At 70.7% G+C, this 19,595-nt stretch carries 16 protein-coding genes and 1 other RNA gene; 13 read left to right on the plus strand and 4 right to left on the minus strand.

The annotated features are described in order from the left end of the window. Nucleotides 1-7 precede the first annotated feature (7 nt). From KF837_20290 to KF837_20315, 6 genes are read left to right on the plus strand one after another with little or no spacing between them, the layout of a single operon-like run. Nucleotides 8-1,525, plus strand: a complete 1,518-nt coding sequence (locus tag KF837_20290) for a protein kinase (protein MBX3229670.1) — start codon at nt 8-10, stop codon at nt 1,523-1,525. Nucleotides 1,526-1,548: 23 nt separating this feature from the next. Then, nucleotides 1,549-1,974, plus strand: coding sequence for a hypothetical protein (locus tag KF837_20295; protein MBX3229671.1), 426 nt, complete (start codon nt 1,549-1,551; stop codon nt 1,972-1,974). Nucleotides 1,975-1,985: 11 nt separating this feature from the next. Further along, on the plus strand, nt 1,986-2,960 hold the full coding sequence (locus KF837_20300) for a hypothetical protein (protein MBX3229672.1): 975 nt from the start codon (nt 1,986-1,988) through the stop codon (nt 2,958-2,960). Continuing rightward, the gene (locus KF837_20305; GenBank protein ID MBX3229673.1) at nt 2,960-3,808 is read left to right on the plus strand and encodes a hypothetical protein; all 849 of its coding nucleotides are present in this window, start codon (nt 2,960-2,962) and stop codon (nt 3,806-3,808) included. Before KF837_20300 ends, KF837_20305 begins: the two co-directional genes overlap by 1 nt. After that, complete coding sequence (locus KF837_20310) at nt 3,805-4,416, plus strand: hypothetical protein (protein MBX3229674.1); 612 nt, start codon at nt 3,805-3,807, stop codon at nt 4,414-4,416. The genes KF837_20305 and KF837_20310 overlap by 4 nt, the downstream gene beginning before the upstream one ends. Nucleotides 4,417-4,431: 15 nt before the next feature. Further along, nucleotides 4,432-5,961 carry a hypothetical protein gene (locus KF837_20315; GenBank protein MBX3229675.1) on the plus strand — a complete coding sequence of 510 codons (1,530 nt, stop codon included), beginning with the start codon at nt 4,432-4,434 and terminating at the stop codon, nt 5,959-5,961. Here KF837_20315 and KF837_20320 read toward each other — a convergent pair. The 3 genes from KF837_20320 to KF837_20330 form a co-directional block, all read right to left on the minus strand. Continuing rightward, nucleotides 5,958-6,926, minus strand: coding sequence for an ABC transporter ATP-binding protein (locus KF837_20320; GenBank protein ID MBX3229676.1), 969 nt, complete (start codon nt 6,924-6,926; stop codon nt 5,958-5,960). The two genes, KF837_20315 and KF837_20320, sit on opposite strands and share 4 nt — an antisense overlap. A 173-nt stretch (nt 6,927-7,099) precedes the next feature. Continuing rightward, nucleotides 7,100-7,972: an ABC transporter permease subunit gene (locus KF837_20325; protein ID MBX3229677.1), complete on the minus strand. Its 873-nt coding sequence runs from the start codon at nt 7,970-7,972 to the stop codon at nt 7,100-7,102. A gap of 47 nt (nt 7,973-8,019) precedes the next feature. Further along, nucleotides 8,020-10,218: a hypothetical protein gene (locus KF837_20330; protein ID MBX3229678.1), complete on the minus strand. Its 2,199-nt coding sequence runs from the start codon at nt 10,216-10,218 to the stop codon at nt 8,020-8,022. 89 nt (nt 10,219-10,307) lie between these two features. On the opposite strand from KF837_20330, the gene ffs reads away from it, so the two are divergent. The 5 genes from ffs (at nt 10,308) to KF837_20355 (ending at nt 15,395) form a co-directional block, all read left to right on the plus strand. After that, an RNA gene (gene ffs / locus KF837_20335) (signal recognition particle sRNA small type) lies at nt 10,308-10,394 on the plus strand. Between the two features lie 673 nt (nt 10,395-11,067). Then, entirely contained in the window at nt 11,068-13,680 is a 2,613-nt protein-coding gene (locus KF837_20340; GenBank protein ID MBX3229679.1) for an Rne/Rng family ribonuclease, read from the plus strand. A 3-nt stretch (nt 13,681-13,683) separates the two neighbouring features. After that, complete coding sequence (locus KF837_20345) at nt 13,684-13,989, plus strand: PilZ domain-containing protein (GenBank protein MBX3229680.1); 306 nt, start codon at nt 13,684-13,686, stop codon at nt 13,987-13,989. A 27-nt stretch (nt 13,990-14,016) separates the two neighbouring features. Further along, nucleotides 14,017-14,364 carry a DUF4398 domain-containing protein gene (locus KF837_20350; protein MBX3229681.1) on the plus strand — a complete coding sequence of 116 codons (348 nt, stop codon included), beginning with the start codon at nt 14,017-14,019 and terminating at the stop codon, nt 14,362-14,364. A 251-nt stretch (nt 14,365-14,615) separates the two neighbouring features. Next, complete coding sequence (locus KF837_20355) at nt 14,616-15,395, plus strand: DUF4398 and OmpA-like domain-containing protein (GenBank protein MBX3229682.1); 780 nt, start codon at nt 14,616-14,618, stop codon at nt 15,393-15,395. A 295-nt stretch (nt 15,396-15,690) separates the two neighbouring features. Here the strand turns inward: KF837_20355 and KF837_20360 are convergent, their stop codons facing one another. Further along, nucleotides 15,691-17,262, minus strand: a complete 1,572-nt coding sequence (locus KF837_20360) for a serine/threonine protein kinase (protein MBX3229683.1) — start codon at nt 17,260-17,262, stop codon at nt 15,691-15,693. Between the two features lie 48 nt (nt 17,263-17,310). Here KF837_20360 and KF837_20365 point away from each other — a divergent pair, with 48 nt between their 5' ends. Together KF837_20365 and KF837_20370 are read left to right on the plus strand one after the other, a co-directional pair. Then, nucleotides 17,311-18,243 (plus strand): serine/threonine protein kinase, encoded by a 933-nt coding sequence (locus KF837_20365; protein MBX3229684.1) that lies wholly within the window; start codon nt 17,311-17,313, stop codon nt 18,241-18,243. A gap of 3 nt (nt 18,244-18,246) precedes the next feature. Continuing rightward, nucleotides 18,247-19,575 carry a sigma 54-interacting transcriptional regulator gene (locus KF837_20370; GenBank protein ID MBX3229685.1) on the plus strand — a complete coding sequence of 443 codons (1,329 nt, stop codon included), beginning with the start codon at nt 18,247-18,249 and terminating at the stop codon, nt 19,573-19,575. The last annotated feature ends 20 nt before the right edge of the window (nt 19,576-19,595 follow it).

The following is a 19,595-nucleotide window of genomic DNA, read 5'->3' on the forward strand; positions in this document are numbered from 1 at the left end:
GCCGCGGATGCCCACCCCGGTGACCGAGCGATCGGTCATGCTCGGGAAGTACCGCGTCATCGCGCGCCTCGGCACCGGCGGCATGGCGGAGGTGTTCCTCGCGGTCGCGCACGGCGCGATGAACGTGAACCGCCTCGTCGTCGTGAAGCGCCTGCGCGACGAGCTCGCGAGCGATCCCGCGTCGCGCGAGATGTTCCTCGACGAGGCGCGCCTCGCCGCGCGCCTCAACCACCCGAACGTGATCCAGACCTTCGAGGCGGGCGCCGAAGGCGGGAGCTGGTTCCTCGCGATGGAGTACGTCGAGGGACAACCCTTCAATCGTGTGCTCACGAAGCTGAAGCAAGAGGGGCGCGAGCTCGCGCCGAAGATGGCGGCGCGCATCGTCGCCGACGCGCTGAACGGCCTCCACTACGCGCACGAGCTGACCGACTTCGACGGCACGCCGCTCTCGATCGTGCATCGCGACGTGAGCCCGCAGAACATGATGGTCACCTACGGCGGCGTCTCGAAGATCGTCGACTTCGGGATCGCGAAGGCGGCCGGCTCCGCGCAAACCGCGCACGGCGTCTTCAAAGGCAAAGTCGCGTTCATGGCGCCCGAACAAGTCCTCGGCGAGAACGTCGACGGCCGCGCCGACGTGTTCGCCGCCGGCATCGTGCTGTGGGAGGCCCTCACCGGGCAGCACCTCATGGCGGCGGAGTCGCCCGCGCGCACGCTCTACAACCTGATGAACAAGCAGATCCCGCGCGTCGCGGAGATCAACGACCAGATCCCGCTCGCGCTCGACACGATCGTCGCGCGCGCGCTCGAGCGCGACGTCGACGAGCGCTACCCGACCGCGAAGGCGATGCGCGAGGCGCTCGAGGACTTCATCACCGCGGGCGGCGGCCTCTCCGCCGAGGCGGTCGGCGAGCTCGTCACCGATCTCTTCGCCGATCGGAAGAAGACGGTCCAGGCGCAGATCAAGGCGCAGCTCGCCGCGCTGTCGCTCGCGCGCGGGAGCGATCCCGACGTCTCGGTGAGCAAGACGCACGTGCGGCCCGCGCCCGCCGGCGTCATCGATCTCTCGGAGGCGCCGGAGGGCGACTCGCAGCCGTCCGTCTTCCGCGTCGTCACCACCGCCGCGAACACGCGCACGAACCCGATCGCGTTCGTCGCGCTCGTCGTCGTCACCGTCCTCGCGCTCGGCGTGAGCGGGCTCGCGCTCCATCGCGCGCAGAGTCCGCCCGCCGCCGCCGCTCCGCCGTCGGTGATCACGGTCACGGTCCCGACGCCGGCCGCGCCGCCGCCGCCGAGCGCCGCCGCCACCGAGCCGCCCGCGCCTCCGACGATGACGGCGACGCAAGCGCCCGCGCCGAAGCCCGCGCCGGTCGTGGCGCGGCCCCCAGCGGGCCGCGCGTCGCCGGCGACCTCCCCCGCGACCACACCGGACGAACCGGCACGGCACTCCTCGCCGGCGTCCCAAGAACCTCGTCCGCCGGCGGCGGAGACGGCGCGCGGAAGGACCTTCCGCCGCGATCTATGAGCGCGAGGCTCAGGGGGGTGCCGATGATGCTTGCTCTCTACGTCGGAGTCGGGGTCGCGTGCATCACGTCGCGCGAGGCCCTCGTCTTGGATCCGAACGCCGACGCGGCCGCGCCGCTCCGCCGCGACGACGCCGACGAGATCCCGTGCGACGCGCGGCGCGTGCTCGAGACGATCTGCCAGCAGTGCCACACGCGGCCGCCCGCGAACGGCGCGCCGTTCCCGCTCCAGACGCGCTCCGACGTCCTCGCGTCCTACGGCGGGATGGTGCTCCGCGATCTGATGATCGAGCAGCTCACCGCGCGACGCATGCCGCTCGCGCCGGTGACGATCGCGGACGACGAGCGAAGGACGCTGCTCGCGTGGCTCCGCGCCGGCGCGCCGGCGGACCCGCCGTCGGCGTGCGCGCGCGACGCCGCGGTCGATTCCGAAGCAGGGGGTGACCAATGAACCGGAGACTCATGCACCAACTGATCAGGAGCTCTTTCGTCGCCGTTTTCCTCTTCGCCGCGACCCTCGCGCGCGCCGACGACGACGCGGCCGCCGAGGCGAAGAAGCAGTTCCGCGCCGGCGTGAACCTGCTCGACGATCCCGACGGCGCGAAGTACGAGGAGGCGTTCCACGCCTTCAAGAAGGCCTACGCGCTGTCGCAGAACCCGCGCGTGCTCGGGAACGTCGGCTTCTGCGCGATGCACCTCGAGCGCGACGGCGAGGCGATCGACGCGTACGCCGCCTACCTGCGCGACGCGTCGGACATCGACGAGCGCGAGCGCGAGCAGATCCAGCGCGACCTCGCGACGCTCACCTCGACCGTCGCGAAGATCCGCGTCGTCGTGCGCCACCCCGCGACCGCCTTCACGCTCGTCGACACGCGCGCGCAGACGCGCGGCCCCGCGGTCGAGAACTCGTACGAGATCCAGGGCAAGGAGATCTCGCTCCGCGTGCGGCCGGGGCGCCACACGTTCCGCGTGCGCGCGGCGGACGCCGAGTCGCTGAGCGTCGACGCGTCGCTCGAGCCCGCGTCCGACACCACCCACGAGCTGACGTTCCCGCCGCCGCGCGTCACGACGCCGCTCGTCGTCCGCGAGACGTCGCCCTCGCTCGCGGGCCCGATCGCGCTCGGCGCGGCCGGCGTCGTCGTCCTCGGCGCCGGCGTCACGGCGGGCCTCCTCGCGCGATCGAAGCAAGGCTCGATCGAGGACCGATGCCCGAACGATCTCTGCCCCGCGACCTACGACCTCGAGTCGGAGCGCACCACCGCGAAGACCTACGGCACCGTCGCCGACGCCGCGTTCGTCGGCGGCGGCGTGCTCGTCGCCGGCGCCGCGCTCTGGTACGTGCTGCAGCCGAAGCGGCGCACGACGAGGCCGTCGACCACCGCGAGCGCGATGTGCACACCGGCGGGCTGCGGCTTCGTCGTGGGGCGAGGCTTCTGATGCGCGCCCACCTCCTCCCGCTCCTCCTCCTCGCGGTGACGTCCTGCACGGCGTCGCTCGATCTCGATCGCTTCCGGAAGGAAGAAGCGAAGACGTCGACCAACGTCGTCGCGAGCGTGACGTACATCGACTTCCGCTTCATCGCGCGGAGCATGCTCCCGCACGTCGGCGAGGACATGGAGCTCCGCCTCGTCGACAAGGCGAACACGGTCCAGGGGAAGGCGGTCTACGCCAACGTCAACCGCACCGAGTTCAAGATCGAGTGTCCGAAGTTCGTGCCGAAGTCGGGCGGCCCCTTCCGCGTCGACTTCTGGGCCGACCACAACTTCTCGGGCAAGTACGACGGCATCGTCGGCGGCATCAACGACAAGGACCACGCGTGGCGGCGTGAGCTCGTCGAGCCTTATCCCGAGGACGTGCAGATCGTCGACGGCGGGTTCGTCCTCAACTTCCTCCACGACACCGCGTTCGTCGACATCTTCACCGACCTCGAGGGCAACGCGATCTCGGGCGAGGAGGAGCTCCTCCCGTTCCAGCTCTCGCTGAAGGGGATCGAGGCGTACACCGAGAAGTCGATCGAGGTCCGCGTCGCCGACAAAGGGAGCGGCCGCCTCGTCGGCCTCCATCGACGCAGCGTGGTGCGCGCGCCGTACGTCGCCGAGGTGACAGGCGTGCTCGACTCGCAGACGCCATACGAGGTCTCCGTCTTCGTCGACGCGGACGCCAACGACGAATACGGACCCGGCGACCCGTCGTGGAAGGTCGAGCTCGTCTCGAGCGAGATCGGGATCGTGGCGGACCTCGACCTCGCGACGGCGGCGCAGGCGCCGCTGGGAGACGTCCGATGACGGCGAAGAAGCGGCGCGACTCGAAGGACGAGGCCTCGTTCGAGGGCCTCGTCGATCTCGGCAGCATCCCCCCGACCTCCGGGCCCGGCGCGGTCGACGTGCACGCGGCGAGCACCGCGGTCGCCGATCTCCCGCCCGGCCTCCTCGAGGAGCTGCGCCGCGCGAAGCCGGCCGATCCGCAAGCGACGGTGGAGCGGCGCAAGTTCGAGCCGCCGCCGGAGGCGTCGCGCTTCACCGACGAAGCCCCGACCGCGCCCGGCACCGGCAGCCAGCGCCGCGCGGCGATCCCCGATCCTCCGGAGCCGCCGCCTTCGGGCGGAAAGAACGGCGACCTCCTCGCCGCCGTGAACGCCGCGCTCGCGGCCGCGGGGGCGGCGAAGCTCGAGGCCGACGCGGCCGCGACGCGCGACTCCGCCCCTCACGACGACGCCACCGCGCGCATGCCCGCGTTCGTGTTCCCGCCGCCGGTGATCGAGCGGGCGCGGTCGACGCCGGAGCCGATCGTGCGCCGTCGCTCGCGGCTCCGCGCGGTCGGCCTGACGCTCATGCTGCTCCTTCTCGCGGCGGCGGGCGCCTTCGCCGGGCGGCGGTTCGCGCGTCTTCGTTGATGTACGCTGCACGCGATGCGGATCTCCGGCATCGCGCGGCGCGTGAGCGGCGACGGCGCCGTCCTCGAGCGGGCGCGCGTGCTCGCGGGCGCGGAGGAGCTCGCGTCGTTCGAGCGCGTAGAGCCGTTCGAGCTCGAGACCGACACCGGCGAGCGCGTACGCGTCGAGCTCGCGAGGTCGCTCCGGATCGAGCCGGCCGAGGAGCGCGACCTCCCCTGGAAGGAGATCGAGGGAGACGCGAGCCTCGCCGCGCTGCGGGTGAAGAACGCGCCCGGGCCGCACGTGAAGGTCCGCCTCGTCCGCGCGCGCGTCGAGGATGGCGCGCGGGTCGAGCTCCTCGCCGAGGACGACGCCGAGCACGTGTTCGCGGTGACCTCGAGCCACCGCCGCGCGCCCGAGCGCCGGATCGCGGGCATCACCGCGCGCGCGATCGCGACGGGGGACGACGCCGCCGCGATCGTCGATCGAATGGTCGCGCCCACCGCGAAGAGCAGGCCGCAGGCGGCGACGACGCCCCGCGCGCGCCTCGGCAGGGCTCCGCGCGTGCTCGAGCTCGCCCTCGCGATCGCGGGCGCGCTCCTCCTCGGCGTCGGGTGGACGATGGAGCTGTCGCCGCTCTCGGTCGATCTCGCGGCGCTGGGAGGTGTCCTCCTCGGCGCGGCGGCGCTCAGGTGGACGGCGGCGCGCACGCCTCGCTTCGTCAGCGGCGGACGCAAGGTCGGGAAGCTGAGCCGCCTCGATCCCGGCTTCGCGTTCCTCATGCTCCTCGTCGTCTTCGGCTCCTTCATCGGCGGCTCCGCGCTCACGGACCATGCGACGCCGTGGCAGGACCTGCGCGGGCGGGACGTGTACAACGCGAGCCCCTTGAGCCTCCTGTGGCTCGGCCTCTTCGGCGCGGGCTCGTTCGTCGCCGCGCTCGTGGTGGGGCGCGCGGAGGCGAGGCTCGTCCGCGTCCTCCTCCGCGCGCCGCGGCTCCCTCGGGAAGGTGCGCTCGAGCGCGCGTGGGGATCGTTCTCCGGCGTCGTGCGCGACCCGACGCCGGTCACGGCGGAGGGCGAGGCGGTAGCGATCGTCCACGTCGTGAGCGAGGAGATCGTCGACGGCTCCAACCCGAACATCTACACGGAGCGCTTGCTCTCGAAGGGCACGTTTTTCCTCGACGGCGAGGGCGGTCAGAGCCTCGAGGTCCACCCCGACGACGCGGTCTGGGCGTCGACGGTGGGCCTGCGCGTCCAGAAGAAGGAGGGCTCGAAGACGTTCGTCGAGCACGTGAGCGCGGTCCCGCTTCGCGGCTCCGTCCTCCTCGCCGGGCGCGTCGATCGAGGCGCCGGCGACGAGGACGCGCGCGTGAAGGCGACCGGCGTCGAGTCCCTCCTCTTCGTCGCCGTGCGCGAGGGCGGAGACGCGCGCATGGAGTGCCGCGCGGTCCTCTTCATGCGCCGGCTCGCGTTGCTCGTCGCGCTCACGGTGACGGCCGGCGCGGTCCTGACCGCGATCGTCGCGGAGCCGCGCCTGCCGGCGTTCAACATGCCGGAGGGAGATTAGGTCAGCTCCATCACGCGCTGCTCGAGGCCCTTGCCCTTCGTGACCTGGCTGATGCGGGCCTGGTTGTTGAGGAGGCACCAGAGGACGTGTCCGATGACGGTCTCCGCGTCGACGGAGCCGCGATCGAAGTAGATGACGAGCTCGCGACGGTCCTCGTCGTACTCGACGCGCTTCACCATCGGCAGGTCGCGGACCTGCGCGACGGGGGTCGGGCCCGCGCCGAGGCGGACGCGGACCTCCTCGCTCGAGGCGGTGAGCTCCGTGATCGTCCCGCTCGCGACGACGCGGCCGCGATCGAGGATGCAGGCGGCGTCGCAGATCTCCTCCAGCTCCTGGAGGTTGTGGCTCGAGACGACGAGGGTGCAGCGACCCTTGCGCCGCTTGATGAGCTGGCGGACCTCGTAGGCGACGCGCGGATCGAGGCCCGCGGTCGGCTCGTCGAGGAGCACGATCTCCGGATCGCCGAGGAGCGCCTGCGCGAGCTGCACGCGCTTCGACATGCCGTGCGAGAGCTGGCCGCAACGGAGCGACCACCAGTCCTTGCCGTCGACCTCCTCGAGCACCTCGCGCGCCTCGGCCTCGACCCGATCGGGCGGGACGTCCTGCAGCTGCGCCATGTGCATGAGGAACTCGCCGACCTTGTCCCAGGGCGGGAGCAGCGCGTCCTGCGGGAGGACGCCGACGCGCGAGCGGAGCTCGTCGACCTGCGTCGGCTCGTAGCCGAGCATCTCGAGCTGGCCGCTCGTGGGGCGCAGGAAGCCGGCCATCATCGAGAACGTCGTCGTCTTGCCGGCGCCGTTCGGGCCGATGAGGCCGTAGACCTGTCCTTGCTTCACCTTGAGCGAGATCTGATCGACCGCCGTCTTCACGCCGAAGCGCTTCGTGAGCTTGTTGATGCGGATCGCGATCTCGACGTTCTTCTTCTTCCGCTTCGACGCGGCCTTCTCCGGCAGCGGCGCCGGCATGTAGCCGGTGGGCGCGGGCGCGGTGACGTCGTTCGGCGAGGCGACGGGGCGCGTCTCTTCGTCCGCGGCGGACTTGGTCTCTTCCTTCTTCGTCTCTTCGGCCTTCGTCTCTTCTTCCGGGGGCGGCGGCGCGGCGTCCTTCTTCTCTTCCACCGCGGTCTCTTCGGCGGACATCAGACGTCCCTCTTCGCGAAGAGCGTGCTCGAGGTGGCGAGGAGCGCGGCGGCGAAGCCGAAGCAGACCGCGAGCCCGGTGAGGAACGGACCGACCTGCGGCGAGAGCAGGAAGCGATCGTAGAAGTTCGGGAAGATGAAGCACAACGGCGACGGCTTCGAGATGACCTCGATGTCCGAGTGCCCCGGCGCCCACGCGATGATGTACACGAGCCACCAGATGAAGAAGACGCCGGCGGTCGAGAGGAGCGCGAGGATCGGCACGCGCATGAGCGAGCTGATGAAGACGGAGACGGCGCACCACATCCCGAGGATCGGCATCGACGCCGCCCAGAAGCGGAAGCCCCAGCTGACGATGTCGGCGAAGGGCGCCTCGCCGCGCGCGGACGCGACGATCCAGATGAGCGCGTGCATGCCGAGCGCGACGACGCCGCACGTGGCCCAGAGGCCGAGCCACTTCCCGATGATGTACGAGCTGCGACGCGAGCGGACCGTCCAGTAGCGCACCGTCTTGTGCTGCCGCTCCGCCGAGACGGAGTCGAAGCCGAGGAGGAGGACGACCGCCGGCATCAGCACGAGCGACACCGCGAAGAGGAAGAAGATGAGACCGGGCGCGCGGCCGAGGTGCTCGCCCGTCTTCTCGTCCATGAACCACCAGCCGAAGAACTTCTGCTTCGCCGCGATCAGCGCCTCGGGCGAGATGTCGTTCTCGTGCAGCTTCTTCTGTCGAACGTCGTCCGACTGCGCGAAGAGGAGCGCGAGGCCACCGCCGCCGGCGACGGTGAGCACCGTGAGGATGATGCCCTTGATGCTTCGGAAGCTCTTACGCAGCTCGCGCTGCACCATGAAGCGTGTCTCGACGAAGGGATTCACGCCCTCACGCTAGAACGGCTGTGCCGGCGAGGCAAACGTCCGGGACCCTAGATTTGCGGGTTCTTGCGGCGCCGGGCGACGGCGCGCGCGGCCCCCAGAGCGCCGAGGCCGAGGAGCCACGTCCCGCCTCCGAACGCCGCGCCGGGGGTGGATATTCCGCAGGTCGTCTCCGTGATCGTCGTCGTCGTGCCGGGCGCGCCGGAGCCGGGGCCGTTCGCGTCGTCGTCGTCGTCGTCGCCACCGACGACCGTGCCGTCGTCGGTGCTGAACTCGAGCGCGAGGTCGTCGTACGCGCCGTCGCTGTCGCCGTTGTTTGCAATCTGCACGTAGGTGTCGCCTGTCTTCTCCGGCAGCGTGAACGTCGCGACCGCGTCGCCGGGCGCGGGCTTCGCCGTCGCCTTCGCGTCGGCGTCGTGGCCGTTCGCGGACCACGCGATCGCGCCGCCGACCTTGAGCAGCACGACGGGCGCGAACGGGGTCGCCTGACCGCCGAGCGGGTTCGCGGGCCCGGCTCCTCCCGCGCGCGCGGTGAAGGACACCTTCAGCTTCGTCGCGCCGGCGGGGACCTTCGCCTTGATCTGCACGACGCCGGGCGCGAGGCCGTTCACGGAGACGCTCTGCTTGCCGGGCGCGATGAAGCCGAGGCGCCGCTGCGGCGACGCGATCGGCTTGCCCGCCCACGCGAGGACGCGGTCGCAGCCCTTGCCGTCGACGAGCACGCCGCGGTCCTTCATCGTCTTCGCGAGCGCGGTCTCGCCGGCGGGGAAGTCGGTCTTCAGCACGGCGAGGAAGAGCGCGACGACGTCCTCGAAGCCGACGTCGGCTTGGCCGGGGTTCGCGCGCATCGCTTTGTAGATCGCCTTGTCGAAGGTCGCGCGGTCCCGCGCCGGCAGCGACTCGCGCGCCTCCCAGAGGCCGCCCGAGAACAGCGTCGAGTCGACGTGCACTTCGCCGACGACGTTCGTGCACTTGTCCTTGTTCGCGAGCGTGCGGATCACGCCGGTCGTGCTGCCGAAGTCGCTCGCGGCGTATTCGCCGACGTCGGGGTCGCCGGTGATCGCGGACGAGAAGTAGTCGGCGAGGCCTTCGTTCATCGCGCCGGGCGCGTCGATCGCGCCGTGCTCGTCGACGTGCCACACGCCGAGGCCGAGGCTGTGCTCCACCACCGCGTGCGTGAGCTCGTGGTAGACGACGTCGCCGTCGTACGCGTAGTCGCGCTTCGGACCTTGCCCGAACCAGAGCGCACCGGAGTCGAAGCCGTAGAGCTGCGCGAACACGCCGCCGAGCCCACCGGCCGCGGGCGAGTAGAACGCGTTCTGGAACGTCTCGAGCGGCTTGTTCGGATCGGCCGCCGACGCGAGGTCGCCCTGGAAGATGCCCTTCGGCACCTGGAGGTTCGCGATGAGGCGGAGCTGCTCGTCGACGACGACCTGCGCGCCGGGATCGCCCTGCAGGTCGCGGAAGAACGCGTAGGCCTTGGTCGCGTGGTGGTAGATCGACACCTCGGAGAACGCGTCGCTGCGCGCGGCGGCGCTGCCGGGCGCGTCGCTCGGCTCGTAGAGGAAGTCGCCGTTGCGATCGGCCTTCGCGACCTGCTCGAGGTCGCAGACGTGCACGTCGACGTCGAAGCCGCCGAACGAGAGCGCCTTCACCGACTTCTTGTCGATGCAGTTGTGCGCGACGAGGAACGGGTTCGTGAGGACCCCGCCCACCGGCGCCATCGCGAACGTCTCGGTCACGACCTCCGGCGACTTCGTGGGGTTCGAGCGGTACACCTTCGCTTCGTTCGCGAACACGAGGAGGTCGCGCGCCTCGAGCACCTCGCCCGTCTGCGCGTCGACGATCACGCGCGGCGCCGCCGGCACCCCGGCGGGGATGCGGGGGACGACCGCGTACGCGAGGCGCGCGCCGCGATCGAACGTCGGCCAGATCACGAGGTGCGCCTCGTCCGGCCGCGCGAGCGCGATCTTCGCGGCGTCACGCGGCGTGAGCGTCGGCGTCGTCGAAGGCAACACGTTCACGATCGCGTCGCGCGACGCGATCGGTGCGCCGGTCTTCGCGTAGCGCGTCATCGAGCCGCGCCCGATCACGGGCAGCCCCTCGTGGGTCTGCGCGTAGCGAACGACGGTCTCACCGTCGGCGAAGCGATCGACGCCGCGAGCGACGAGGTCGGCGCGCGCGTCGCCGCCGCTCAGGAGCTCGCCGCCGCCCAGGAACAAGATGAGGAGGAGGTGACGCGTTCGCACCGCGAGCGTATGCCTGAAAAAAGTCCTCGACGCGAGGCGGAGGAGGCTTTACGTCCATCTCCGTCGCGCGCGGTCCACCGCGCCGGCCTCGTGGTCCCGTCGACCCGGAAACGTGAACCCCGCCAGGCCCGAGAGGGAGCAACGGTAGCGCGGAAGGGTGTGGCGGGGCCTTTCCCTATTTTGTCGCCCGCGCCATCATGTGCCGGCACACGGCACAATTGGCTCATGTGCCGTATGGCATGCGCCACTCGACGTCGCATCGCGACTTCTTGAGCGAGGCCGCATCGCGATCTCGCAGATTTTCTCACCCGAAATCGCGACCTTGTGAGGGCCGCATCGGCGGAGCACCGGAGCGCGCACCCGGCAGCTCCGGAGGAAGCGCTCGCGTTCCAAGCCTGAATCGCGAGCTGCACCCGCGTAGGGTGCATCTTCGCAGGTGCGAGCGGGGGTGCAGGGCGCGGCCCGCTGCGTTGAATCAAGACACTGGCGCTCGCGGAAGGATTCCGATAGCTCTTGAGGCAGGCCCCGAGGCGCGTCAGCTCCTCCGGTCCGCAGGTTTATCCCGGCTCCGCCATTTCGGCGGAGCCTCGAGTTGCTCACAGCGGTCAACTCCTGCATTCGAGGAGAGGGCCGGCGCCCGAGGCGCCACGCAGCTTCGTTCACCTCCTCGTGAGGTGGGTCATTCGCGATGAGGACCGAGTCACGCCACCCTTCCCCTGATGCGCGCGTTTGGCGCGTCGACACGCCGCATTCCGCGCGTCGAGCAACGCATCGGGTCCTGGCGCTCCGGCCCCTCTCCTCCGACCAGGCTTTCGTGGGCGTCATCGGGCGGGAAAGCGATTCCCGTCCATGGCCAAGAATATCCTCGTCATTTCGTGCGATTACCGCGAGACACGCGCCGCTCTAATCGAGAACGGCATCATCGCCGAGCTTCACATCGAGCGTAAGGGCGCCGAGTCCGGCACCGTCGGCAACGTCTACCTCGGCAAGGTCACGCGAGTCCTCCCCGGGCTCCAGGCCGCCTTCATCGACATCGGCCAGGAGCGCGCCGCGTTCCTCCACGTCGAAGACCTGATCCGCCCCGACGACTTCGACGAGTACCTCGCCGGTGGGCGCAAGTTGGCACGCGGTGAAGGACGATCGTCGACGACGAGCGAAAGCGAAGACGAGGACGAGACCGCGGAGGGCGAGGCGAGCCCCAGCTCCGGGGAGCGCGAGACCGATGCGCGCGCCGACTCCAATCCGCGCGCCGCCGATGAGCCCGACGCCGACTCCGACTCCGACGAGCCCGCCGACTCCGACGAGCCCGCCGACTCCGACGAGCCGGACTCCGATGAGCGCGACGCCGACTCCGGCGAGCCCGACTCCGACGAACCGGACTCCGACGAGCGCGCCGTCGCGGCGGAGAGCGATCGCGATCTGGATTCCCCCTCCCAGGCGTCCGCGACCGACGACGACGCGAACGACTCGGATCCCCCCGCCGCGGGGCTCGGCGGAGGCATCGACGACCTCGAGACGACGGTCGCGTATCCTGACTGGCCCGCGCCGCCCGCGCGGAAGCAGAACGGATCGACCACCGCGAAGCGCGCGCTGCGCAGCGGACCGAGCGACGCGCCGCCCGCGAGCGATCCTCCCTCCGACGAAGTGATCGCGCCGCCGAGCCCGCCGTCCGCGGTGGAGACGCAGCCGCTCATCGAAGACGTGTCGTCCGTCGCGCTCGGTGGCGTCGCAGCCGAATCGTCCGAGCGGCTCTTCGCCGACGACGACGATGACGACGACGACGACGACGATCGCGCGGAGGTGCGAGGGCAGGACTCGATGCGCTCGCTCGCCTCGCAGCCGACGCTCGACGAGCTCCCCTCCTCCGACTCCGATCGCCCCTCCTCCGCCGCGCACGATGACGAGAGCGACGACGACGATCTCCTGGGCGACCTGCCCGGCTTCACGGTGTCCGAGCCCGGCGAGCCCGTCCCGCGCGCGCCGGCTCCGCGAGCCGCGGAGCGCGAGCGCGGAGAGCGCGGCGGACGGCGCCGGCGACGCGGACGCGGACGCGGCGAGCGCACCGGCGATCGTCCGGCGACGGAGGCACGCGGCAGCGGCGGCGGAGGCGGCGAACGCACGCGCGGACGCGACGGCGGCCGCGGACGTGACGGCGGCCGCTCGACCGGCCGCGACGGCAGCCGCGGGCGCGACGGCAGCCGCGGGCGCGGCGATCGCTCCGGCGCCGGCGGGCTCCCCGGACGCCTCTCGAAGTCGACGCCGATCCGCGACGTCGTGAAGGAGGGGCAGGAGATCATCGTCCAGGTGACGAAGGATCCGATCGGGACGAAGGGCGCGCGCTGCTCGAGCCACATCTCGCTTCCGGGTCGCTACGTCGTCTACCTCCCAACGGTCGATCACATCGGCATCAGCAAGCGCATCGGCAACGACAAGGAGCGCGCGCGCCTGCGCGAGGCGATCGAGGCGATGAAGCCGCCGTCCGGTGGTCTCATCGTGCGCACCGTCGCCGAGGGCCTCACGAAGAAGGGCCTCAAGCAGGACGTCGGCTACCTCGTTCGCCTCTGGGGCGAGGTCGCGAAGAAGCGTGAGGGCGCGAGGGCGCCGGCGCTCCTCTCGAGCGAGCTCGACCTCGTGCTGAAGGTCGCGCGTGACCTCTTCACCGACGAGGTCGACGAGGTCGTCATCGACGACAAGCAGCAGTACGACCGTCTCTGCCGCTTCGTCGAGATGTTCGCGCCCGAGCGCCTCAAGGACGTGAAGCACTACTCGGAAGAGGAGCCCATCTTCGACGAGTACGGCATCGAGGACGAGATCGGCCGCGCGCTGTCGCGCAAGGTCCCGCTGCCCTCCGGCGGCTACCTCATCATCGATCAGGCCGAGGCGCTCACCGCGATCGACGTCAACACCGGTCGGTTCGTCGGCAAGGGCAGCAAGGACATGGAGGAGACGATCCTCAAGACGAACCTCGAGGCGGTGAAGGAGATCGCCTACCAGCTTCGCTTCCGGAACATCGGCGGCCTCATCATCCTCGACCTCATCGACATGGAGCAGCACAAGAACCGCGAGAAGGTGCGCCGCACGCTCGAGGAGCTCCTCCAGAAGGACAAGGCGAAGACGACGCTCAACCGCATCTCGGACCTCGGTCTCATCGAGATGACGCGCAAGCGCACGCGCGAGAGCCTCGGCCGGCTCCTCCACGAGCCCTGCTTCTACTGCGACGGCACCGGCCAGCTGCAGTCGAAGGAGACGATCGCGTTCGAGATCCTCCGCGAGATCCGCCGCAAGCGCGGGACCCTCCCCGGCTACTCCGTCCTCGTGAACGCGCACCCCGCCGTCGCCGACGTGCTGAACAGCACCGAGAAGGCGGCGGTGCAGGACGCCGAGAACAAGTACATGCGGAAGATCATCGTGACCCCGCGCAAGGAGTACCACCTCGAGCAGTTCGACCTGGTGGGCAAGTAAGTCATGAGCGAATCGAAGCGCGCCGACGAACGGATCACGATCAACAAAGAGTTCGAGTCCTTCGACGCCTTCATCCAGGAGTACGTCACCAACATCTCGCGCTCCGGCGTGTTCATCCGCGCGCAGCGGCCGCTCCCGGTCGGCACGCAGGTGAACCTGCACTTCACCGTCATCATGGATGCGGTGGAGACGATCGAAGGTGTGGGCGAGGTCGTCCGTGTCGAGAAGGACGGAATGGGGGTGGTCTTCCGCGAGCTGTCCGCTTACTCCAAGGACCTGCTCGACAAGTTGCTGATCCAGCGTCGCTAATTGATAGAATCCGGCCCCGAGAAACCCATGCGCAAGCTCGCCATCATCCTCATCGGTCTTCTCCTCGTCGCGTGCGGCAGCAGCATGCCCGCGCCCACCGATCGCCTCGCCAGCGCGGAAGCCGCCTCGCGAAGCGCGAAGGAGCTGGGCGCGAACAACGAGCCGAAGGCCGCCCTGCACCTCAAGCTCGCAAGCGATCAGATCGACCAGGCGAAGAAGCTCATCGCCGACGGCGACAACAAGCGCGCCGACCTCGTCCTCCAGCGCGCGAACGCCGACGCGGAGCTCGCCGTCATGCTCGCGAAGGAACACAACGCCAAGACGGAAGCCGACAAGGCGCAGCAGAACGTCAAGAAGATCAAGGAAGGGAAGTGAGCCACATGCGTCTTGTCAACGTCGGGGCTTCGCCCCGACACCCCACCCCAGACACGGCCCTCGCGCGGAGCGCTCGGGGCGCTTCGCGCCCGCTTTCGCGGCCGCTTCTGGGGCCCCTTGTCAACGCCCACACCTCAGATACGGCCCTCGTGCGGGGCGCTTCGCGGCCGCTTCTGGGGTCCCTGGTTGGTGTTGCTCTCGTTGCGCTCTTTGTTGGTGGGTGTGGGAATGCGCTGCCGCCGAAGGAGCTCGTGGACGCGCGGGCGGCGTATCAGGCTGCGTCGAAGGGGCCTGCGGCGCAGCAGACTCCGGCGGAGCTCCATGTCGCGAAGCAGGCGCTCGACCAGGCCGAGCGCGCCTTCAACGACGACCCGGGCTCGGTCGAGACGAAGGACTACGCGTACATCGCGACGCGCAAGGCCGAGCTCGCCGACGCCTCGGCGCGCGCGATCATCGCGCAGAAGGATCGCGAGGGCGCGGAGAAGGACGCCGCGAACCTCACCGCCGATCAGCTCCGCAACGCGCGCAACGAGCTCACGAGCACGAAGCACAACCTCGAGAAGACGCAGGACCAGCTCGCGCAGGAGAAGGCCGCGCGCGAGGCCGCGGAGAAGAAGGCCGCGCAGGCCCTCGCCGACCTCCAGAAGATCGCCGCCGTCACGAAGGAGGCGCGCGGCATGGTCATCACGCTCTCCGGCTCGGTGCTCTTCGCGTCGAACGAGTCGACGCTCCTTCCCGCCGCGATGCTGAAGCTCAACGAGGTCGCGGACGCCCTCATCAAGGGCAACCCCGACTCGAACATCACCGTCGAAGGCCACACCGACTCGCAAGGCCAGCGCCAGTACAACATGGACCTCGGACGCAAGCGCGCCGAGGCCGTGCGCGAGCAGCTCGTCTCCCGCGGCGTCGCCGCCGACCGCATCAAGGCCGTAGGCATCGGCCCCGATCGCCCCGTCGCGAGCAACAACTCCGCCGAAGGCCGCGCCAACAACCGTCGCGTCGAAATCATCGTCGAACCAGGCAAACACTAACTCCCACCCCGCCGGACGCGCAGCGCACCGGCTCCCCTTTCCCCATCGAGAAGGCCGCGCCCGCGAGCGTCATGGGGTCGGCCTGACGTTGAGACCGACCCGCGAAGCGGCCGCGCATGCGAGCGCGTAGCGCCACGAGCCCAAGCCCGGGGCCGCATCGGGGTCGGAGCGTCGGGTTCGCCCCCGGGGCCCCAGAAGCGGCCGCGCAAGCGGGCGCGAAGCGCCCCGAGCGCGCAGCGCGAGGGCCGTGTCTGGGGTGGGGTGTCGGGGCGAAGCCCCGACGTTGAGTGCGTAACTAGTGCCGCCCGCCGGGCATGTCCGTGAGGTTGGGCGGAGCGTTGGGGTCGCGCTTCGGCGCGGGACGCGGGGCGGGGGTGGGGTGACGCGTGGGGCGCGGTTGCGGGGACGGGCGCGGTTGCGCGATCGGTGTGCTGACGACGCTCGAGGGTTCGGGCTCCGTCACGGCGGTGCTCGGGGGATCGGGGAGCGGTGCAGGCACCGGCGCGATCGTGATCGCGGTGCTCGGCAGCGGGATCGGGCTCGGCTCCGCCGTGTCGATCACGATCACCGACGGCGGCGGGGCGGCGATGCGGGGAGGCGGCGGCGGCGAGCGGCGCCAGAGCGCGACCCACACCACGACGGCGACGAGGAAGCCGGCCGCGATGCCGAGCGGGAGGATGTTCGGGTTTCGCGTCGGGGACGGGCGGGAGGTCGCCGTGATCGGGAGCGGATCGGCGACGATCGCCGGCAGCACCGGCGGCGACAGCGCGGGCGGCGTCAGCGCGGGCGGGGCCAGCATCGTCGCCGATAGGCCGTACGCGCCTCGCGCCGTCGAGACGAGCGGCGTCGTCGCCGTATCGGCCGCGTGATCGACGGTGCTCGGATCGTCCGTGACGAGCGGCGTCGTCTCCGTCTTGCGGACCGGCACGCCGTGCTCGAGCGTGATCGTCTCGGAGGTGGGGCCGGTGGAGTGGCCCATCGTCGCGAAGATCTGCTCGACGCTCGCCTGCGCCTTTCGCGTTCCGAACGGCACGAGCTCCTTCGCGAGGAGCGCGACGTTGGCGGGGCGCGCGACCGGATCCTGCGCGAGGCAGCGCTCGACGATCTGCGCGAAGCGCGGGGGAATGCCGGGCACGCGCTCCGAGAGCGGGGTGAGCGGCGCCGCCGACATCGACGCGAGCACGCTCATCAACGTCTCGCCCTTGTACGGGACGAAGCCGCTCGTGAGGCGATAGAGGATCGCCCCGAGCGAGTAGATGTCCGCGCGCGCGTCCACCGAGCGCGAGCTCTCGATCTGCTCCGGCGCCATGTAGCCCGGCGAGCCGAGCGCGACGCCGTCGTCGGTGAGCTCGCCGACCTGGCTGCCTTCGTTCAGGAGCGCCTTCGAGACGCCGAAGTCGAGGACCTTCACGCTCCCGATGCCGCCGGGACCACGCGCGACGAAGAGGTTCGCCGGCTTCAGGTCGCGATGCACCATCCCGAGCGTGTGAGCCTCCGCGATCGCCTCGCATGCCTCGAGGACGTAGTCGACCGCTTGATCGATCGGCAACGGACCGCGACGCTCGAGCGCCTTCGAGAGGTCCTCCCCCTCGAGCCGCTCCATCACGTAGTAGGGCGTCTCGTCGTCGAGCGTGCCGACGTCGAAGACACGCGCGACGTGATCGCTCTTGAGCCGCACGATGACGCGCGCCTCCCGCTGGAAGCGCGCGATCGCCTCGTCGGTCGCGTCGCGGAGGACCTTGATCGCGACGAGCTGATCGAGATCGAGGCGCGTCGCCGCGAGGACGACGCCCATCCCGCCCGCGCCGATGACGCCGTCGATGCGGTACTTGTCCGCGACGAGCTGGCCTGCGGACAGATCGACCACAGCTCATTGTCCCACATCCATCGGACCATGCGGTATCGTCGAGGCCGCGTGGCTCCCCGCGTCATCGCCGGTCGCTTCGAGCTGACGGACCGCATCGGGCGCGGGGCGATGGGCGAGGTCTGGGGCGGGCGCGACCAGGCGACCGGACGCGAGGTCGCGATCAAGATCGCGCAGACGTGGTCGATGGAGGAGCCCGAGCTCGTCGACCGCTTCGAGCGTGAGGCCGTGATCCTGCGCCGCCTCAAGAGCCCGTACATCTGCAAGGTCATCGACGCGGGACGGCTCGAGACCGGCGTGCCGTTCATCGTGCTCGAGAAGCTCGAGGGCGAGACGCTCGAACGGCTGCTCCAGCGCGAGCACTGGCTCTCGCTCGCCGAGGTCGGCCGCATCGGCGGCGAGATCCTCGAAGGTCTCGTCGTCGCACACGCCGCCGGCATCGTGCACCGCGACCTCTCTCCCGCGAACGTGTTCCTCCACGAGGACGGGAAGAGCCCCGCGCCGATCGCGAAGCTGATCGACTTCGGCGTCGCGAAGTCGACCGGCGCCGGCGCGCCGCGGACGACGAGCCGCGCGACGATGGGCACGTTGCCGTTCGTCGCGCCGGAGCAGCTCGGCGACAGCGCGAAGGCGGGGCCGCGCGCGGACCTCTACGCCGTCGGCACGATCGTGTTCCACGCGCTCACCGGTCGCCTCCCCTACGGCGACGCGACCGGGACGCGCCTCGTCACGTTGAAGCGCGAGCACGAGCCGCCGACGATCGACGAGGCTACGGGCGAGAAGTGGCCCGCGGCGCTGAAGACGTTCCTCGCGAAGACGATCGCGCGCACGCCGTCGAAGCGGTACGCCTCCGCCGAGGTCGCGCTCGCGGCGCTCCAGCAAGCGGCGCGCGGACGCGGTCCCGCGCTCGCGATCCCCGAGTCGCCCGAAGGCGCGACGGCGACGCTCACGATGCAGTCCAAAGGCCCCCGCGGGAAAAGGTAATCGATGGCGACCACGGTCTTCTCGACGCGAATGCTGGAGTTCAAGGGCGGAACGCTCGTGCACGAAGGGCACGGCGAGGAACGCAAGGTCACGATCGGCCCGGAGCCGATCGTGATCGGACGCGATCCGGCGTGCGGGCTCCGCGTCGACGAGACCGGCGTGAGCGCGATGCACGCGGAGGTCGTCGCGACCCCCGCCGGCGTCCGCCTCCGCGACCTCGGGAGCAAGAACGGGACGTGGGTGAACGACATCAAGGTCGGAGACGTGCTCCTCACGACCGCGACCTCGTTCTCCCTCGCCCGCGCGAACCTCCGCTTCGAGCCGACGAAGGTGCAGAAATTCGAGCTCCCGGAGATCGAGCGCTTCGGCCCGCTCTACGGATCGAGCGCGGCGATGCGCGACCTCTTCCGCCGCCTCGAGCGCGCCGCGCCGACGGAGCTCACGATCCTCGTGCAAGGAGAGACCGGCACCGGCAAGGAGCTCGTCGCGCAGGCGGTGCACGAGACGAGCACGCGAAAGTCGGGCCCGTTCGTCATCGTCGACTGCGGCTCCATCGCGCCGACGCTCGCGGAGGCGACGCTGTTCGGTCACGAGAAGGGCGCCTTCACCGGCGCGATGAACGCGCGCGTCTCGCCGTTCATCGAGGCGAACGGCGGCACGATCTTCCTCGACGAGCTCGGCGAGCTCCCGCTCGACGTGCAGCCGAAGCTGCTCCGCGCGCTCGCCGAGAAGCGGGTGAAGGCGGTCGGCAGCAACGAGTACGTCTCCTTCGACGCGCGCGTGGTCGCCGCGACGCGGCGCGACCTCGAGAGCGCCGTCAACGCCGGCACGTTCCGCAGCGACCTCTACTTCCGCCTCGCGCAGGTGCGCTCGTACGTCCCCGCGCTGCGACAGCGCCTCGAGGACCTCCCCGGCCTCGTGCGCGTGATGCTGGAGCAGCTCGGATCGAAGACGGCCTGGCGGCGCGTCACGCGCGCCACGCTCGATCGCCTCCTCCGCTACGACTGGCCCGGCAACGTGCGCGAGCTGAAGAACGCGGTCGCGGTCGCGCTCGCGCTCGCGGACGAGGGGGAGCCGCTCGACATCGCGGGCGCGCTCGGCCTCAAGGCGGCGAAGCCGACGAAGGGCAGGCCGATCGACGCGACCGCGGTGCGCGGCTACCACGACGCGAAGCGCGAGGCGCTCCACGCCTTCGAGCGCGCCTACTTCGCGCAGCTCGTCGAGGCGACGAACGCGAACGTCGCGGAGATCTCGCGACGCACCGGCCTCCAGCGCACGCACGTCCGGAAGTACCTGCGCCTCCACGGCCTCCGCGAGCCGCGCGGCGAATAGGTCGAGGCGAAGCTGCCCGG

It is taken from the genome of Labilithrix sp., from assembly GCA_019637155.1.
Lineage (GTDB): Bacteria > Myxococcota_A > Polyangia > Polyangiales > Polyangiaceae > Labilithrix.

Coding starts and splice junctions, on each gene's coding strand:
- KF837_20290 (MBX3229670.1), top strand. CDS start 8: ATGCCCACCCCGGTGACCGAGCGATCGGTCATGCTCGGGAAGTACCGC.
- KF837_20295 (MBX3229671.1), top strand. CDS start 1,549: ATGATGCTTGCTCTCTACGTCGGAGTCGGGGTCGCGTGCATCACGTCG.
- KF837_20300 (MBX3229672.1), top strand. CDS start 1,986: ATGCACCAACTGATCAGGAGCTCTTTCGTCGCCGTTTTCCTCTTCGCC.
- KF837_20305 (MBX3229673.1), top strand. CDS start 2,960: ATGCGCGCCCACCTCCTCCCGCTCCTCCTCCTCGCGGTGACGTCCTGC.
- KF837_20310 (MBX3229674.1), top strand. CDS start 3,805: ATGACGGCGAAGAAGCGGCGCGACTCGAAGGACGAGGCCTCGTTCGAG.
- KF837_20315 (MBX3229675.1), top strand. CDS start 4,432: ATGCGGATCTCCGGCATCGCGCGGCGCGTGAGCGGCGACGGCGCCGTC.
- KF837_20320 (MBX3229676.1), bottom strand. CDS start 6,926: ATGCCGGCGCCGCTGCCGGAGAAGGCCGCGTCGAAGCGGAAGAAGAAG.
- KF837_20340 (MBX3229679.1), top strand. CDS start 11,068: ATGGCCAAGAATATCCTCGTCATTTCGTGCGATTACCGCGAGACACGC.
- KF837_20345 (MBX3229680.1), top strand. CDS start 13,684: ATGAGCGAATCGAAGCGCGCCGACGAACGGATCACGATCAACAAAGAG.
- KF837_20350 (MBX3229681.1), top strand. CDS start 14,017: ATGCGCAAGCTCGCCATCATCCTCATCGGTCTTCTCCTCGTCGCGTGC.
- KF837_20370 (MBX3229685.1), top strand. CDS start 18,247: ATGGCGACCACGGTCTTCTCGACGCGAATGCTGGAGTTCAAGGGCGGA.